This window comes from Psychroserpens mesophilus (assembly GCF_050617655.1).
GTDB classification, from domain to species: Bacteria; Bacteroidota; Bacteroidia; order Flavobacteriales; family Flavobacteriaceae; genus Psychroserpens; species Psychroserpens mesophilus_A.
Genome location: NZ_JBODQC010000002.1, coordinates 175,672 through 192,210, shown reverse-complemented (window position 1 = coordinate 192,210; position 16,539 = coordinate 175,672). Strand labels below are relative to the sequence as shown.

The 16,539-nt window shown below is 32.8% G+C and carries 16 protein-coding genes; 12 read left to right on the top strand and 4 right to left on the bottom strand.

Annotation, left to right across the window (positions count from 1 at the left end):
* Positions 1–10: 10 nt before the first annotated feature.
* The 3 genes from ACRHNM_RS05125 to ACRHNM_RS05115 all read right to left on the bottom strand — a co-directional run bounded on the left by ACRHNM_RS05125 (position 11) and on the right by ACRHNM_RS05115 (position 3,213).
* The gene (locus ACRHNM_RS05125; RefSeq protein ID WP_431134357.1) at positions 11–961 is read right to left on the bottom strand and encodes a D-2-hydroxyacid dehydrogenase; all 951 of its coding nucleotides are present in this window, start codon (positions 959–961) and stop codon (positions 11–13) included.
* A gap of 22 nt (positions 962–983) precedes the next feature.
* The gene (serC, locus tag ACRHNM_RS05120) at positions 984–2,045 is read right to left on the bottom strand and encodes a 3-phosphoserine/phosphohydroxythreonine transaminase (RefSeq protein WP_431134355.1); all 1,062 of its coding nucleotides are present in this window, start codon (positions 2,043–2,045) and stop codon (positions 984–986) included.
* A gap of 106 nt (positions 2,046–2,151) precedes the next feature.
* On the bottom strand, positions 2,152–3,213 hold the full coding sequence (locus ACRHNM_RS05115) for an acyl-CoA reductase (RefSeq protein WP_431134353.1): 1,062 nt from the start codon (positions 3,211–3,213) through the stop codon (positions 2,152–2,154).
* Between the two features lie 158 nt (positions 3,214–3,371).
* Between ACRHNM_RS05115 and ACRHNM_RS05110 the strand changes: the two genes are divergently transcribed.
* Positions 3,372–3,725 carry a 4Fe-4S dicluster domain-containing protein gene (locus tag ACRHNM_RS05110; RefSeq protein WP_431134351.1) on the top strand — a complete coding sequence of 118 codons (354 nt, stop codon included), beginning with the start codon at positions 3,372–3,374 and terminating at the stop codon, positions 3,723–3,725.
* Between the two features lie 105 nt (positions 3,726–3,830).
* Here the strand turns inward: ACRHNM_RS05110 and ACRHNM_RS05105 are convergent, their stop codons facing one another.
* Complete coding sequence (locus ACRHNM_RS05105) at positions 3,831–5,303, bottom strand: carboxypeptidase-like regulatory domain-containing protein (protein WP_431134349.1); 1,473 nt, start codon at positions 5,301–5,303, stop codon at positions 3,831–3,833.
* A 266-nt stretch (positions 5,304–5,569) separates the two neighbouring features.
* Here ACRHNM_RS05105 and ychF point away from each other — a divergent pair, with 266 nt between their 5' ends.
* The 11 genes from ychF to ACRHNM_RS05050 all read left to right on the top strand — a co-directional run bounded on the left by ychF (position 5,570) and on the right by ACRHNM_RS05050 (position 16,530).
* The gene (gene ychF, locus ACRHNM_RS05100; protein ID WP_431134347.1) at positions 5,570–6,664 is read left to right on the top strand and encodes a redox-regulated ATPase YchF; all 1,095 of its coding nucleotides are present in this window, start codon (positions 5,570–5,572) and stop codon (positions 6,662–6,664) included.
* 38 nt (positions 6,665–6,702) lie between these two features.
* Positions 6,703–7,167: an SRPBCC family protein gene (locus tag ACRHNM_RS05095; RefSeq protein ID WP_431134345.1), complete on the top strand. Its 465-nt coding sequence runs from the start codon at positions 6,703–6,705 to the stop codon at positions 7,165–7,167.
* A gap of 116 nt (positions 7,168–7,283) precedes the next feature.
* Positions 7,284–9,143, top strand: coding sequence for a DNA topoisomerase IV subunit B (locus tag ACRHNM_RS05090; protein WP_431134343.1), 1,860 nt, complete (start codon positions 7,284–7,286; stop codon positions 9,141–9,143).
* A gap of 1 nt (position 9,144) precedes the next feature.
* Positions 9,145–10,371: a retropepsin-like aspartic protease gene (locus ACRHNM_RS05085; RefSeq protein ID WP_431134341.1), complete on the top strand. Its 1,227-nt coding sequence runs from the start codon at positions 9,145–9,147 to the stop codon at positions 10,369–10,371.
* An 18-nt stretch (positions 10,372–10,389) separates the two neighbouring features.
* Positions 10,390–10,872, top strand: a complete 483-nt coding sequence (locus tag ACRHNM_RS05080) for a hypothetical protein (protein WP_431134339.1) — start codon at positions 10,390–10,392, stop codon at positions 10,870–10,872.
* Positions 10,873–10,875: 3 nt separating this feature from the next.
* On the top strand, positions 10,876–13,524 hold the full coding sequence (locus ACRHNM_RS05075; protein WP_431134337.1) for a DNA gyrase/topoisomerase IV subunit A: 2,649 nt from the start codon (positions 10,876–10,878) through the stop codon (positions 13,522–13,524).
* Positions 13,525–13,542: 18 nt separating this feature from the next.
* Positions 13,543–13,941 (top strand): hypothetical protein, encoded by a 399-nt coding sequence (locus tag ACRHNM_RS05070; protein ID WP_431134335.1) that lies wholly within the window; start codon positions 13,543–13,545, stop codon positions 13,939–13,941.
* 174 nt (positions 13,942–14,115) lie between these two features.
* The gene (locus tag ACRHNM_RS05065) at positions 14,116–14,814 is read left to right on the top strand and encodes a Crp/Fnr family transcriptional regulator (RefSeq protein WP_431134333.1); all 699 of its coding nucleotides are present in this window, start codon (positions 14,116–14,118) and stop codon (positions 14,812–14,814) included.
* A 78-nt stretch (positions 14,815–14,892) separates the two neighbouring features.
* On the top strand, positions 14,893–15,333 hold the full coding sequence (locus ACRHNM_RS05060) for a thioredoxin family protein (protein WP_431134332.1): 441 nt from the start codon (positions 14,893–14,895) through the stop codon (positions 15,331–15,333).
* Positions 15,326–16,321, top strand: coding sequence for an FAD:protein FMN transferase (locus tag ACRHNM_RS05055; RefSeq protein WP_431134330.1), 996 nt, complete (start codon positions 15,326–15,328; stop codon positions 16,319–16,321). The genes ACRHNM_RS05060 and ACRHNM_RS05055 overlap by 8 nt, the downstream gene beginning before the upstream one ends.
* Positions 16,318–16,530 (top strand): DUF4266 domain-containing protein, encoded by a 213-nt coding sequence (locus tag ACRHNM_RS05050; protein ID WP_431134328.1) that lies wholly within the window; start codon positions 16,318–16,320, stop codon positions 16,528–16,530. The genes ACRHNM_RS05055 and ACRHNM_RS05050 overlap by 4 nt, the downstream gene beginning before the upstream one ends.
* The last annotated feature ends 9 nt before the right edge of the window (positions 16,531–16,539 follow it).

Here is a 16,539-nt window from a genome sequence, read left to right as displayed (position 1 = left end):
TGTATGCGACTTATTTTAAAATGCTTATAATTTGATCGGCAAGTTCGGTACCAATTCTATCTTGTGCTTCATTAGTTGCCGCACCAGTATGTGGTGTTAATGACAACGCAGGATTCATCAATAATTGAATTTCAGGTTTTGGTTCTTTCTCAAAAACATCCAGAGCTGCTCTCGATACTTTTCCGCTTTCAATTGCCTTTACCAGAGCGACTTCGTTAATTACTCCACCACGTGCTGCATTTGCGATAATTACACCGTTTTTCATTTGATTGAATTCAGCTTCATCTATGACATATTCTTTTTGAGCAGGAACATGCAAGGTTAAAAAATCGGCTTGTTTTAATACGTCTTCCTTAGACGACATTTTAATTTCAAAATGTACTTTTTGACCATCAAAAAACTCTAGCTCTAGATCTGCTTTTTCCATAAAAGGATCAAAAGCTACGACTTTCATTCCGGCTCCAATAGCGACCTTAGCAGTAGCTTGACCAATGCGTCCAAAACCTAAAACACCAAGTGTTTTTCCTTTTAACTCGGTTCCTTTAGCATACGATTTTTTTAATCCTTTAAAATTAGCATCACCTTCTAAAGGCATATCGCGATTTGAATTATGCAAAAAACGAGCTAAGCCATAAAAGTGTCCAAATACCAATTCGGCAACAGAGTGAGAGGAAGCGGCAGGAGTATTGATTACGTGAAGACCTTTACTTCGAGCATAGTCGACATCTATATTATCCATTCCAACACCACCACGTCCAATTATTTTAAGACTCGGACAGTTATCGATTATATTTTTTCGAACCGTTGTAGCACTTCTAACTAATAAAACAGTGATGTTGTGTTCGTTTATGTAGTTTTCTAACTGCTCTTGAGCAACTGTGGTTGTTAATACTTCAAAACCTGCTTTTTCTAAGGCATCGATTCCACTTTGCGAAATACCATCGTTTGCTAATACTTTCATTACACTTGTTCTTTATAATTAATTATGCTTTACGTTCTAGTTCGCTCATCACATCGACAAGTACACCAACACTTTCCAAAGGCAACGCATTATACATGGATGCTCTGTAACCTCCAACACTTCTATGACCATTGAGTCCGTTAATACCAGCTTCTTTAACCATGGTTTCAAAAGTTTCTTTTAAATCTTCGTTAACCAATGTAAACGTTGCATTCATTGTAGAACGATCTGCTTTGGTAGAATAACCTTTAAATAAAGGATTCAGATCTATTTCAGAATAAATCAATTGTGCTTTTTTATCATTTTCTTTTTCAATAGCAGGAATTCCTCCTAAATCTTTTAACCATTGTAAAGTCAGCATAGAAACATATACAGGAAATACAGGAGGAGTATTAAACATACTGCTTTTACTGATGTGAACTTTATAGTCCATCATAGAAGGAATTTTACGAGATACTTTACCTAAGATATCTTCTTTTACAACTACTAAAGTAGTTCCAGCTGGTCCCATATTTTTCTGAGCTCCAGCGTAAATTAAATCAAATTTTGAAAAATCTAGCTGACGTGAAAAGATATCACTACTCATATCACACACCATTGGAATTGGTGAATTTGGAAACGTTTTCATTTGAGTACCAAAAATCGTGTTATTTGAGGTGCAGTGGAAATAATCATATTCAGAAGGAATATCATATCCTTTAGGAATGTAATTAAAATTAGCTTCTTTAGATGATGCTACTTCGTAAACATCATCAAAAATTCGCGCTTCCTTAATAGCTTTATCGCTCCACGTTCCAGTGTTTAAATATCCAGCTCTCTTTTCTAATAAGTTAAGCGCTACCATTAAAAACTGAGTACTTGCTCCACCTTGTAAAAACAAAGCTTTATAGCCTTTTCCTTCAAGTCCTAATAATTCTAAAGCTAAAGCTCTAGCGTTTTCCATAACATCAACAAAAGGTTTACTTCTGTGTGATATTTCTAAAAGAGACAGACCGTTGTCAAAATTAATTACTGCTTCTGATGCTTTCTGGAGTACTTCACCAGGTAAAATACAAGGTCCTGCACTAAAATTATGTCTTTTCATTTATTTGATCGTTTAATTTCCGAAGAAACGGAGGATGTGTTGTGATTTTATTACTCACAAAGGTCATAAATTCTGATAAAAGAAGCGTTATTAAAATGATAAATTATTAACAGATTGTCAACGAGAACGAAATAGTATCAATACCATCTGCATAATCCCAAAGCTTTGGCAATTGAGTTTGACCAAATTGAATCTCATTATCTATAAAACCATGAGAAACAACACACTGTATTTGCTGCTCTTTTTCGCTTAGCACTTTTCTTAAATTTTCAAGAGATTGGTAATGCTCGTAGAATACTGTAGCGATAGGAGAGGAGAAACTTTCATCTTTTTTAAGCATAAGGAATCCGTTTTCTAACATAGTAAATTCACTCATTAAATACACAGCTTTATTATAATCATAATTATTGGCATATTTGTTTTCGTGAATGATTGGATGCCAATCATACATGGCCTTAAAAAATTCGTCAAAATTGTAGTTTTCTGGCACGTAAATTTTAGACACGTTTCGGCATCCTAAACCGTAATATCTAAATATGTCTTCTGATAATGCTATTAGTTGCTCTTCTGATTCGTTACCAGTAAGCACAGCAATTGAGTTTCTGTTTTTTCTGATGATGGAAGGTTTGTCTTTAAAATAGTATTCAAAATAACGTGCAGTATTATCACTACCAGTGGCTATAACAGCATCAAAATGTTCTAGTTTATCCTCTGTAAACTGAATACGGTTTTTAAACTCAGGTTCAACATGCTCTAAATATTTAGCCAAAAACGGTAATAAGTGTTTATCATTTGAGGATTGCTTTACCAGAACATGATGACCAGTAATTAATACGCTTAAAAAATCATGAAATCCAACCAGAGGAATATTTCCAGCCATGATTATGGCAATCGTTTTAGGGGTTTTAATATTAAACTGATACTTTTCTAACCATTGATTAATGGTGTTGCTATTCAATTGATTAGACCAACCTTGTAAAGCAAATAAAATATTTTCTTTTTTAAACCAGCCATTGTGTTCATGTGCTAATTTAATTTGATGTTTAAAACCTTCAAAAAACAAATCATTATGAGGAATATTATCTTTTTTTTGAATCCCTTCATTGGTAAACTGACTCAAAAAGTTTCCTAATTTTATAAATGCGTTAATTCTTTGTTGTAAATCCATCTTGTGTTTGGTTATACGATGTTTTGGCTTTATTTTTGCAATTGCAAATTTACGCAAACCGAAAAGAATTGAGCTAATAATAATTCTGTTTGTTCGCAACGTTAAAGCGAATTCAATCGGATCTATTTTTTGGCTATAAACGATAGAATTTAAGTATTATGGCAATTATTATAACAGACGAATGTATTAACTGTGGAGCATGTGAGCCAGAATGTCCTAACACTGCAATTTACGAAGGAGCAGATGACTGGAGATATAAAGATGGAACAAGTTTAGAAGGCAATTTAGTTTTGCCAAACGGAAAAACTGTTGATGCAGATGAAACACAAGAGCCTATAAGTGATGAGATTTATTACATTGTGCCTGATAAATGTACTGAATGTAAAGGGTTTCATGAAGAACCTCAATGTGCTGCAGTATGTCCAGTAGATTGTTGCGTACCTGATGAAGACCATGTAGAAACAGAAGAAGTGCTATTAGGAAAGCAACGTTTTATGCATCCTGATAATTAAATCGATAATTGACAATTATTATAAAAAAATCCCAAGTGTTATGCTTGGGATTTTTTTGTTTTTTATTCATCCATTGAAATTGATACAATAAAAAACTATAAATCATCAGTCCTTAACCTTAATAGCTTTTAGTTCTTTAGTAGGAGCCAAGGTTTCAATTCCTGACCACGTATTTGAATCATAGGCTCGCAACGATTCAAACTTTATAGTTTTAGGTTCAGTTATAGTGTTAAATGCATTCATATCAATAGCATCAATACTTATAAATAATAGTTCTTCTCTGTTTTTTGAATTGCCTTCTATTTTAAAATTAAATTCTGTTTTATTTCTGTCATTACTATTTTCAATAAATTTAAGAGGTCTATTCACATAAAAATATTGTCCAGTTTCGCTTTTAATATATCTTGGTTCGTAATAATTCTGTTCATTAGGTTTGAAAATAATAGTGCCTTGTTTTACGTTTTCGATGTATTTTACACCAAACAATAGTCTTAAATTCAATTTGTAGCCACGTTTCCCTTCAGAATATTGATAATCTAATTTTAAGACGGCAAAACTTTTATCTGAAACATACATACTTCCTGAAAATTTAGCTCTTGACCGTCTTGGAGTAAACTCAATTAGATAAATAGTTTCTTCTTCTTCAAATGTGATATTGCTAATTGTATAGTTGTAATTTTCCGCATCAAGAACTTTTCGCAAAATGCTATTGCTATCTGTTTGAGATCGTTGCATTAGTGTTGAAGCGTTACCTTTTAAGTTGTCAATTTCAAATTCATTAAATTTATCTTTATCATTTGCATTTGCAAGTGATAATGAATCTTCAATTTTAAATAATCCTGATTTAAGTTTAAACGTTTTAGTTGTGTCTAAGTACTTCAAAATAATCCGTTGTCCTTCTTTTTGAATATTATCTATTGAAAAATCTTTCTTTGAATTTATTATTTGAGTCGCCTTATCTACTTTTATTTTTTTGTTTGCATTATCTAAGACATGTAAATCTCCTGAGAAATCTTTAAAATAAACGATGTTACTATTTTGCACCTCTGTTCCCATATTTGCAAGTTGAGTATTGACATCCTCTAATTGTTTCTTTTTAAAATGGCTTGCTTTGTTCACTTCAAGTTCTAACTTTTCAAAATCTACATAAACTGTTTCTCTGAAGAATAGTTGATAGCTCAAAGAATCACTTTTGTAATTTAGTTTTAAGTTTTTATTTACATTAGAAATAATTGAGTTTACATTAGGTCTTGAATTACTCAGATACACAGTGTCTAACTCGTTAACAGCAGACTTTAAACGAATAATAAAGTTCGAGTTTTTGATATCTTCCAAAGGTATTGTTAAAGGGTTGTAGCCAAGACAAGACAATGAAATTTGATTATCTGAAACATCTTCAATATTAATAACAAAAACACCTTCATCATTAGACATCACACCTTTGTATTGAGCTGTTTGAATCGCTACAAACGGAATAGGTTCCTTGGTATCTGCATCTATAACTGTGACAGTTAAATCTTGAGCCTGAGCTGTGGTTATAAAAATTAAAAAGAAAAACAATTGATAGATTACTTTCATAGGTGATGGTTTATGTATTATAAACGAAACATGACAAATTTTGTTACATAGAAAATTAATGTTTTTTTATTATTTTGCAATAATGAAGAACACTAAAAATGAATATAATGGATTTTGGAAGCATTTAGGATGCACATTATTCGCAATTGTAGGTCTAGTATTTGTTTGGGTTATTTGGCAAATCATCAACCTAATGTTTTTTAAGTTTTAGTTCTCAATAGTTTCAAGAGGAAAACCTATATTTGCAATCGCAAAAATTACTATTTATGAAAGCTGGAATTGTAGGATTACCAAACGTAGGAAAATCAACCTTATTTAACTGTTTGTCTAATGCGAAAGCGCAAAGTGCAAACTTTCCGTTTTGTACGATAGAACCTAATATTGGTGTGGTGAATGTTCCAGACCCAAGACTTCAAAAATTAGAAGCTTTAGTAAATCCGGAACGTGTTTTGCCTGCAACTGTAGAAATTGTAGATATTGCTGGACTTGTAAAAGGCGCTAGTAAAGGTGAAGGTTTAGGGAATCAATTCTTAGGAAATATTCGTGAGACAGATGCGATTCTTCACGTATTGCGTTGTTTTGATAATGATAATATTGTGCATGTTGATGGTAATGTAGATCCTATTAGAGATAAGGAAACCATCGATATGGAATTGCAACTAAAGGACTTAGAAACCGTCGATAAAAAATTAGATAAAGTAAAGCGTGCTGCAAAAACAGGAAATAAAGAGGCTCAAAAAGAAGAAGCTGTTTTATTAAAACTAAAAGCAGGTTTAGAAGCTGGAAAATCGGTTAGAGCTATTGAGTTTAGTGATGAAGATATTGAAGAGTTTGTAAAACCAGCGCAATTGATTACAGCAAAACCAGTCATGTATGTTTGTAATGTTGATGAAGGAAGTGCTGTTTCTGGTAATGCTTATGTAGATTTAGTTCGTGAGAATGTAAAAGATGAAGATGCCGAAGTTTTAGTATTGGCAGTTGGTACAGAAGCAGATATAACAGAATTAGATGATTATGAAGAGCGTCAACTATTTTTAGCTGATATTGGATTAGAAGAACCTGGTTCTGCAAAATTAATTCGATCAGCATATAAACTTTTAAATCAACAAACGTATTTTACTGCTGGTGTTAAAGAAGTTCGCGCTTGGACAGTTAATGTTGGTGCTACTGGACCACAAGCAGCAGGAGTGATTCATACCGATTTCGAAAAAGGATTTATTAGAGCAGAAGTAATTGCTTATGATGATTATGTCCAATTTGGAAGTGAAGCTAAAGTTAAAGAAGCTGGAAAAATGCGTGTTGAAGGAAAAAATTACATTGTTAAAGATGGTGATGTAATGCATTTCTTGTTTAACGTATAGTTGTCAGGTCGAGCGCAGTCGAGACCTAAATTATCGCTATGCCTTTAATCGAAGTAAAAACCCTAATTAAAGCAGACGTTCAAACCTGTTTTGATTTGTCTCGTAATATTGATTTCCATACACAATCTCTAAAACATTCCAACGAAAAAGCAATTGCAGGAAAAATGTCTGGTTTGATTGAATTAGGTGAATGGGTTACTTGGGAAGCTAGACATTTCGGAATTAAACAACAACTCACTTCAAAAATCACTGAGTTTGAAAGTCCGAATTATTTCACAGACGAAATGGTTTCAGGAGCTTTTAAATCGTTTAAACACGAGCATATTTTTCAGCAAAAAGAAGGCAATACAGTAATGATTGATAAGTTCTATTTTCAATCGCCTTTTGGGCTCTTCGGAAAATTAGCGAATGTCTTATTTCTAAAACGTTATATGACCAATCTTTTAAACACTAGAAACACTTTTTTAAAAGAAAAAGCAGAAGAATTATCTGAAATTCAATAAAACTTCAATGTTCTCAACAAAATTGGGCTTTTATTGTTAATTACTTTGTGTAAACCTTATTTCATTTTTTATAGCGTTATGTTATATTGCATTCCATTCTAATTTTTCACTTATTTATGTCTCAAGAAACCAAATATACCGAAGATAATATACGCTCGCTAGACTGGAAAGAACACATCCGAATGCGACCTGGTATGTATATTGGTAAATTAGGTGATGGTTCATCTCCAGATGATGGGATCTATATTTTGCTCAAAGAGGTATTAGACAACTCTATTGACGAGTATGTTATGGGAGCAGGAAAAACCATTGATATTTCTATTCAAGGAAATAAAGTGATTGTTAGAGATTATGGTCGTGGTATTCCTCTTGGGAAAGTTGTAGATGTAGTGTCTAAAATGAATACAGGTGGTAAGTACGATTCTCGAGCTTTTAAAAAATCGGTTGGATTAAATGGAGTTGGTACCAAAGCGGTTAATGCCTTATCCAATTATTTTAGAGTTGAATCTACTCGTGATGGAAAATCGGCTTCTGCTGAGTTTGAACAAGGAAGTCTTACCAATCAGAACTTATTAGAGGATACGTCTCGACGAAAAGGAACTAAAGTGTCTTTTATTCCTGATGAAACCATTTTTAAGAACTACAAATACCGTAATGAGTATGTTGCTAAAATGCTCAAAAACTACGTGTATCTTAATCCTGGTTTAACCATTGTTTTTAATGGTGAGAAGTATTATAGTGAAAACGGACTTAAAGATCTCTTATCAGACAATATCAATGAAACCGATCGCCTTTATCATATCATTCATTTAAAAGGTGATGATATTGAAGTGGCTTTGACACATAGTAAAACCCAATACAGTGAAGAATATCATAGTTTTGTTAACGGACAAAATACGACACAAGGTGGTACACATTTAGCCGCTTTTCGTGAAGCTCTGGTAAAAACAATCCGTGAATTCTATGGAAAAAACTATGAAGCTTCAGATATTAGAAAATCGGTTGTTGCAGCCATTTCTATAAAAGTCATGGAGCCTGTTTTCGAAAGTCAGACAAAAACAAAATTAGGTTCAACCGATATGGGAGGCGACTTGCCAACTGTAAGAACCTATATCAACGATTTTATGAAAACGTATCTGGATAATTATTTACATAAAAATCCAGAAGCAGCGGAGAAAATCCAGCGTAAAATTCTTCAGGCCGAACGCGAACGCAAGGAACTTTCAGGCATTAGAAAATTAGCAAAAGATAGAGCTAAAAAAGCTAATCTTCACAATAAAAAATTACGGGATTGCCGAGTGCATTTTGGAGATACTAAAAACGAGCGCAATTTAGAAACAACGTTATTTATAACTGAGGGAGATTCTGCTTCAGGAAGTATTACAAAGTCCAGAGATGTGAATACTCAAGCGGTTTTCAGTTTAAAAGGAAAGCCTTTAAATTCTTACGGATTAAGTAAAAAGATTGTTTATGAAAATGAAGAATTTAACCTGCTGCAAGCGGCTTTAAATATTGAAGAATCTCTCGAAGATTTACGTTATAATAACATTGTTATTGCTACTGATGCTGATGTTGATGGCATGCATATTAGATTGCTTTTAATAACCTTCTTTCTGCAATTCTTTCCAGAGGTTATAAAAGAAGGCCATTTATACATTCTACAAACTCCTTTGTTTAGAGTCCGAAATAAAAAAGAAACCATATACTGTTATTCAGAAGAAGAACGTAATGATGCTATTGAGAAATTAAAACCTAAGCCGGAAATCACACGATTTAAGGGACTTGGTGAGATTTCACCTGACGAGTTTGTGCATTTCATTGGTGAAGATATTCGCTTAGATCCAGTAATGCTTGATAAAGACATGTCTATTGAGGAATTACTGTCCTTTTATATGGGAAAAAACACACCAACACGACAAGAGTTTATTATTGAAAATCTGAAAGTTGAATTAGATTTGATTGAAGACACTAAGTAAAATGAAAAACTATAGTCAAATCTTATGTCTGGTCCTATTTGGATTTTTTTTTATCACAGCTCACGCGCAAAGCAAAAGCCTGAAACAAGGAAAAGTCAATGCTAATAATTATTTTGAAGAATTAAGTTTTGAATTTGAAAAGAATAAAATTATAATTCCTGTCGAAATCGAAGGTAAAACCTATCGTTTTTTGTTAGACACTGGCGCACCAAATATCATTTCTAAAGAAGTTTTTGAAGCAATTACGCCAAATATTGTAAGAAATATTGAAACTTCTGATGCAAATGATATGAGAGAAAACTTAGATTTTGTTCTTATCGAAAGTTTGAAAATTGGATCTATTGAGTTTACAAAACAAATCGCTTTAGTTTATGATCTCAATTCCAGTGATATTTTTAAATGCTTTGGTATCGACGGTTTTATAGGAAGTAATTTGCTTAAAAAATCTATTATTCAAATTAATGCTAAAAAAAAGACGTTAATTTTCACCGATAAAATAAAGCGCTTAAATTTAGATAAAAAACAATCTGAAAAAATCAAGTTAGTAGGAAATCAAAGTAGTCCTTATGTTTGGATTAATGTTATAGGAAAAGAGAAAGGGAGAGAAATGGTTTTAATCGATACAGGAATGGGAAGCCTCTATGATCTCTCACAAGAGAACTACGCTATATTTAAAACGAAGAAGATTTATAACGCAATAGGACAAAGTGAAGGTGCATCTTCATTAAGTTTGTTTGGCGAGGTTCCTGTCAATAGTCAAATAAGAGTTCATTTGCCAAAATTAGTTATAAATGACTTTGAGATTAATAATGCCATTACGCACACAACGAAAGGTGACCATTCAAGAATTGGAGCGGAGTTATTGAATTATGGTATTATGACAATAGATTACAGAAATAAAAGATTTTACTTTAATTCGCATGACAAAACTTTAGATTTGGATGGCGATTTCGGTTTCACACAAACATTAAAAAACAATAGATTGGTTATTGGTTATGTTTGGGATGAAGATTTAAAAACTAAAATTAAGTATGGAGACGAAATCCTTGAAATAAATGGAGAAAAAGTTAATTCCTCTGACTTGTGTGATTTTGTAATAAAAAAATCTGTTTTAAAAACTTTAAATACGATAACTTTGAAAGTCAAAACAGAACATGGTAATGTGTTAGATTTAGAGCTTGAAAAGAAGCAATTATCATCAATCCTTAATAATTTTGATATTAATTAAACTGTCTAAAAAACTTTTATGCGTACCAATAATTCACATGTTAAAAAGATCATTGTTTCCATTTATTTTATATTTTTAGTTTTAGCTATTATTTTACCTGTATTTATAGAATCTTTAAGGATTTTTAGTGGAAATGCAACCTTGAGTTCTGTATCGTTTGCTGTTGTCTTTTTTGGATTGTTTTTTATAGTCCACTTTATTTGTAAGTTTTTTGAATATGATAGCGATGGTACTAAGGTGATATTAACGAATAAAGGATTATTGCTTTCAGAATACTTTAACTACAGACAACATGTTGTTGAATTTGAAAAAGAAAGACTTTTAGCGTATAGTTTTAAAAATTACATCATTTACAGAACGTTGACAATCTACATCAAAGATTCCCGTGGAGATGGTAAGCGAAGGGAAACATTTAACATTACTTTAGTTACAAAGCGCAAACGTAGATATATCAGACAATCTTTAAAAAAAATAGTAAAAGCTAATAAAAAAGCCTCTTAATTAATGAGCGACGACACAAACGATTTAATCAACGAACAAGACGATAATAATGAAACGATCACCAAAGTTACTGGTATGTATAAAGACTGGTTTCTGGATTATGCGTCTTATGTAATTTTAGAACGCGCTGTTCCTGCAATTGAAGATGGTTTCAAACCAGTGCAACGTCGAATCATGCATTCCATGAAAGACCTTGACGATGGTCGCTATAATAAAGTAGCAAATATTGTCGGTCATACCATGCAATACCATCCGCATGGAGATGCCAGTATTGCGGATGCTATGGTACAAATCGGTCAAAAAGACCTCTTAATTGATACTCAGGGAAACTGGGGAAATATTCTTACAGGAGATAGAGCAGCAGCATCACGATATATTGAAGCGCGATTGTCGAAGTTTGCTTTAGATGTCGTTTACAATCCTAAAATTACCGAATGGCAAGCCAGTTATGATGGTCGCAGAAAAGAACCCGTAAATCTTCCTGTAATGTTTCCGTTATTATTAGCACAAGGAGGCGAAGGAATTGCTGTTGGATTATCTACAAAAATATTACCGCATAATTTTATAGAACTCATTGATGCGTCTGTAAAACATTTAAAAGGAAAACGATTTACGATACTTCCAGATTTTCCAACAGCCGGAATTGCTGATTTTTCAGATTATAAAGATGGCTTAAGAGGAGGAAAAGTAAGAGTACGAGCTAGAATTTCTCAACTAGATAAAAACACACTTGTTATTACCGAAATTCCTTATGGAAGCAATACATCGTCATTAATTGATTCTATCTTAAAAGCGAATGATAAAGGTAAAATCAAGATTAAAAAAATTGAAGACAATACAGCTGCAGATGTAGAAATTTTGGTGCATTTGCCTTCAGGAATTTCTCCAGATAAAACCATTGATGCACTTTATGCGTTTACTGGATGTGAAACCTCCATATCGCCTTTAGGCTGTGTCATTGAAGATAACAAGCCTTATTTTGTTGGAGTATCTGAAATGTTGCGTCGTTCAACAGATAATACGGTTCAGCTTTTAAAAAGCAATCTAGAAATTAAACTCGGTGAGTTTGAAGAACAATGGCATTTTGCTTCCTTAGAACGTATTTTTATTGAAAACAGAGTCTATCGCGATATTGAAGAGCAAGAGACTTGGGAAGGTGTGATTAAGGCCATTGATAAAGGGTTACAACCTCATATTAAACATTTAAAACGTGCCATTACTGAAGACGACATCGTGCGTTTAACCGAAATACGAATCAAACGGATTTCTAAATTTGATATCGATAAAGCACAACAGAAAATTGATGCATTAGAAGATCAAATTGCTGAAGTGAAACATCATTTGGCCAATTTAATTGATTATTCAATAGCGTATTTTGAACGTTTAAAGAAAGACTATGGTGAAGGTCGCGAGCGCAAAACAGAAATCAGAACTTTTGAAGATGTAGATGCTACTAAAGTGGTTATTCGTAATACCAAACTCTATGTCAACAGAGCAGAAGGGTTTATAGGTACGTCACTAAAACGCGATGAGTATGTTTGTGATTGTAGTGATATCGATGATATTATAGTATTCACTAACGATGGAACCATGATGGTTACAAAAGTAGATAGTAAAACGTTTGTTGGAAAAGACATCATTCATGTGGCGGTTTTTAAGAAAAAAGACAAGCGCACCATTTACAATATGATTTATCGTGATGGAAGTAAAGGACCAACCTACATCAAGCGTTTTGCAGTAACGTCTGTGACTCGTGATCGAGAATACGATATGACCAATGGCAACAAAGGTTCAAAAGTTTGGTACTTTTCAGCAAATCCAAATGGTGAAGCAGAAGTGATTACCATATATTTAAGACAAGTTGGAAGCATTAAGAAACTAAAATGGGATATCGATTTTGCAGATGTTCTTATAAAAGGTCGTGCTTCTAAAGGAAATCGGGTTACTAAGTATTCAGTTAAAAAAATTGAACTTAAAGAAAAGGGTGTTTCGACCTTAAAACCAAGAAAAATCTGGTTTGACGATACTGTACAGCGACTTAATGCTGATGGAAGAGGAGAGTTGATTGGAGAGTTTAGAGGTGAAGACCGATTACTCATCATCACACAATCTGGAATCGTTAAAACGATTTTACCTGAACTTACAACTCATTTTGATGACGACATGATTGTCTTAGAAAAATGGATTCCTAAAAAGCCAATCTCTGTTATTTACTATAATGGTGAAAAGGAATTGTTTTACGTCAAACGTTTTTTAATTGAAAATGAAGGGAAAGAAGAATCTTTTATTTCTGATCATCCAGGCTCATATCTTGAGATCATTTCTACAGATTGGAAACCCATGGTAGAAATGGAGTTTACAAAAGAGCGAGGTAAGGATCGCAAGGATAATGAAGCAGTTAATCTTGAAGAATTTATAGCTATTAAAGGTATTTCAGCTTTAGGAAATCAATTGACAAAAGATAAAATCAATCAGATAAATATTTTAGAGCCTTTGCCTTATGAAGCTCCAGAGGAAATTCATGCTACAGATATTGAAGTTATAGATGAAACCGTTGAACCTTCAGAAACTAAAAAACCTTCTGGAGATTCATCAGAAACTACAGATGACAATTTAGATGTAGATGATTCTGGTCAAGGTAAATTGTTTTAAATAGTTTATATTTATAGAATGAAAGGCATTTCAATCCTATTATCTTTTATATTCTTATTTCAAAGTGTTGGAGTAAAGCTACATGATATACTTCAACTCGATGCGTTTATTGAGCATGCCCAGTTTCACAACCAGCAATATGGAGACAATTTTTTTGTATTTGTTTCTAAACATTATGGTGAATTAAAATCAGATCACAATACAAGACATCAAGAGGAAAAAAAAGACCACGACCAATTACCTTTTCAACATCACAGACACGCAAGTAGTGTTGCTGTCTTATCGTTGGTTTCTCCTCATACATTAGAAATAAGGACTCTAGAGTTTTTAGATTTCAAACCTCATAGATTTTTTTATCAAGAATTGTCTTCATCTTCTTATCCAGAAGGCCTGTTTCAACCTCCCAGGATTATTTAATATTTTCAAGTTTAGAGGATTATCATTTACGCGTTATGTTTGATGATCATCACACGTATTTTAATTGCGGTTATTGACATTTGAAACTGATTGTGCATGCAATTCTGTTTCTGAATTCACGGTGTAATTGCATTAATGCGCTAAAAGTTTAAATAAATTTAATATTGACATAAAATGAACGTTGATAAGTTACTGATTAAAGACTATGGTTTTAATAATCAAGATTTGTTTTCTGGATTACCAGACTCCATTTGCGAGATTTTAAAATCAAACAGATCCACTTTGATTTATAAAACAGGAGATCATATTTTTAAAGAAGGTGAAAAGCCACAAGGTGTTTACAGGATAATAAAAGGAAAAGTAAAAAAAATGAGTCAAACCAATTTTGGCTCACAACATATTTTTTACTTGTGTAAAGAACTTGAGTATCTCGGTTATCATGCAGTTTTGAGTAAAGAGTTATATGCAGATTCAGCAATAGCACTGGTTGATTGTGAACTGGAATTTATTCCTGAAGCAGCTTTTTTAAAAGCAGTAGATTTATCACATCTGTTATCACAACATCTCTTGCAAAATTTAAGCCATGAATTTCGAGTTTATATTAATGCAACAAAGCTATTAGCCAAGCATACTGTAAGAGAACGAACTGCTCTTAATCTACTCATTTTAGAAATTAAATTTAGAAAGGGTTCTCAAAAAAACACTGAAATCATAATCAATCGGGATGATTTAGCTAGCATGGTTGGTACAGCCAAAGAATCTGTTGTAAGAATGCTAAAAGACTTTAAAGAAGAAAGCTTAATTACCACAAAACGAAGCAGTATATTTATAGAAGATTATGATGGTCTTATAAAGGTGGCTAACTTTCAATAACAGTATAAGTTGATAAATATCAATGTAAGATTTGTTAAAAGAACACGTTTAAATATTAAATTTATATCATAACATTCTATGAAGACCTACCTAACTATAGTATTTTTTGTATTAGTGGCATTACCATCGGTAAATGCTCAGGAGTGGATTACAGATTTTGAAAAAGCAAAATCCATAGCTAAAGAAGAGCATAAAACTATTATTTTGGTGTTTCAAGGTTCAGACTGGTGTGCACCATGTATAAAGCTGGATAAAGAAATATGGACAACTGATGAATTCCAAACGTATGCAAAAGAACATTTTGTAATGCTTCAGGCCGATTTTCCAAAACGCAAGAAAAATGCATTGACTGAAGAACAGCAAGTTCACAACAATAAACTGGCAGAACGATTTAATAAAAATGGTTATTTTCCTTATGTCGTTGTTTTAGATTATGAAGGTAACATTTTGGGCTCTACAGGATACAAAAAAACAACTCCTTCAGCATATATAGAACTATTAAAATCTTTTAATGAGTAAGTATTTGAAACCATATAATATATTTTTATTCATCGTTATTATTACGTTTCAAATTGAAGCGCAAAACATTTATAAGCGTACCTTAAAACTTATGGGAAGCCGATTTGATATTACTGTAATTGCTAAAGATTCAACTGAAGCAAATACACATATCGACACTGCCATTGATGAAATCTCAAGAATTGAGCGTCTTATTTCATCATGGGATATTAATTCACAAACATCTGAAATTAATAGGAAAGCAGGAATTCAACCTGTTAAGGTTGATAGAGAATTATTCGATCTAATCAAACGCTCACTCGCTATTTCTAAACTTACTGATGGTGCATTTGATATTTCATATGCATCAATGGATAGAATATGGAAGTTTGATGGTAGCATGACAAAAATGCCTTCAGAAGCTGATATTGCGGATTCTGTGCGTAAAGTAGGTTTTCAAAACATTGTATTAGATGATGTTAATTCTACTGTCTTTCTAAAACTTAAAGACATGAAAATTGGTTTTGGTGCTATTGGAAAAGGCTATGCAGCCGACAAAGCTAAATCGATGCTAATAGATCAAGGTGTAGCTTCAGGGATTATAAATGCTTCAGGAGATATGACTACTTGGGGAAAACAAACCAATGGAGACGAATGGAAGGTAGCCATCACAAATCCTTTAAATAAAAACAAAGCTTTTGCGTTATTGCCAATCACAGATGGAGCAGTGGTGACTTCAGGTGATTATGAGAAATATGTGAATTTCAATGGAAAACGATACACACACATTATAGATCCCAGAACTGGTTATCCTTCCACAGGAATTATTAGTGTTACTGTTTTTGCGCCAAAAGCTGAATTGGCAGACGCTTTGTCAACTTCAGTTTTTGTGATGGGAAAAGATGTTGGATTAAATAGAATTAATCAATTACCACATATAGAATGTATTATTATTGATGAAGATGGAAACATTTTTACATCAACGAATATTAAAATCAACAAAATATGATTAAACGTGTTATTGTAATCGCATTGGTCCTAACATCGCTATCGTCATGTGTAGCTGTTAAAGAATATGAAAAAGTTAATCTTAACGATCCTGATATGGTGTTAGCAGATAAAAAATCTGACAGAAACATCAGTACATTTCATTCGTACAGAGAAGCTGCTGCAGGTGGAAATGGAGGTAAAACCGGAGGAGGTTGTGGTTGTAACTAATTTATAAAA

What these genes read in the sequence shown, in the direction of transcription:
- ACRHNM_RS05125 (WP_431134357.1), bottom strand. Translation starts at nt 961, where the DNA reads ATGAAAGTATTAGCAAACGATGGTATTTCGCAAAGTGGAATCGATGCC.
- serC (WP_431134355.1), bottom strand. Translation starts at nt 2,045, where the DNA reads ATGAAAAGACATAATTTTAGTGCAGGACCTTGTATTTTACCTGGTGAA.
- ACRHNM_RS05115 (WP_431134353.1), bottom strand. Translation starts at nt 3,213, where the DNA reads ATGGATTTACAACAAAGAATTAACGCATTTATAAAATTAGGAAACTTT.
- ACRHNM_RS05110 (WP_431134351.1), top strand. Translation starts at nt 3,372, where the DNA reads ATGGCAATTATTATAACAGACGAATGTATTAACTGTGGAGCATGTGAG.
- ACRHNM_RS05105 (WP_431134349.1), bottom strand. Translation starts at nt 5,303, where the DNA reads ATGAAAGTAATCTATCAATTGTTTTTCTTTTTAATTTTTATAACCACA.
- ychF (WP_431134347.1), top strand. Translation starts at nt 5,570, where the DNA reads ATGAAAGCTGGAATTGTAGGATTACCAAACGTAGGAAAATCAACCTTA.
- ACRHNM_RS05095 (WP_431134345.1), top strand. Translation starts at nt 6,703, where the DNA reads ATGCCTTTAATCGAAGTAAAAACCCTAATTAAAGCAGACGTTCAAACC.
- ACRHNM_RS05090 (WP_431134343.1), top strand. Translation starts at nt 7,284, where the DNA reads ATGTCTCAAGAAACCAAATATACCGAAGATAATATACGCTCGCTAGAC.
- ACRHNM_RS05085 (WP_431134341.1), top strand. Translation starts at nt 9,145, where the DNA reads ATGAAAAACTATAGTCAAATCTTATGTCTGGTCCTATTTGGATTTTTT.
- ACRHNM_RS05080 (WP_431134339.1), top strand. Translation starts at nt 10,390, where the DNA reads ATGCGTACCAATAATTCACATGTTAAAAAGATCATTGTTTCCATTTAT.
- ACRHNM_RS05075 (WP_431134337.1), top strand. Translation starts at nt 10,876, where the DNA reads ATGAGCGACGACACAAACGATTTAATCAACGAACAAGACGATAATAAT.
- ACRHNM_RS05070 (WP_431134335.1), top strand. Translation starts at nt 13,543, where the DNA reads ATGAAAGGCATTTCAATCCTATTATCTTTTATATTCTTATTTCAAAGT.
- ACRHNM_RS05065 (WP_431134333.1), top strand. Translation starts at nt 14,116, where the DNA reads ATGAACGTTGATAAGTTACTGATTAAAGACTATGGTTTTAATAATCAA.
- ACRHNM_RS05060 (WP_431134332.1), top strand. Translation starts at nt 14,893, where the DNA reads ATGAAGACCTACCTAACTATAGTATTTTTTGTATTAGTGGCATTACCA.
- ACRHNM_RS05055 (WP_431134330.1), top strand. Translation starts at nt 15,326, where the DNA reads ATGAGTAAGTATTTGAAACCATATAATATATTTTTATTCATCGTTATT.
- ACRHNM_RS05050 (WP_431134328.1), top strand. Translation starts at nt 16,318, where the DNA reads ATGATTAAACGTGTTATTGTAATCGCATTGGTCCTAACATCGCTATCG.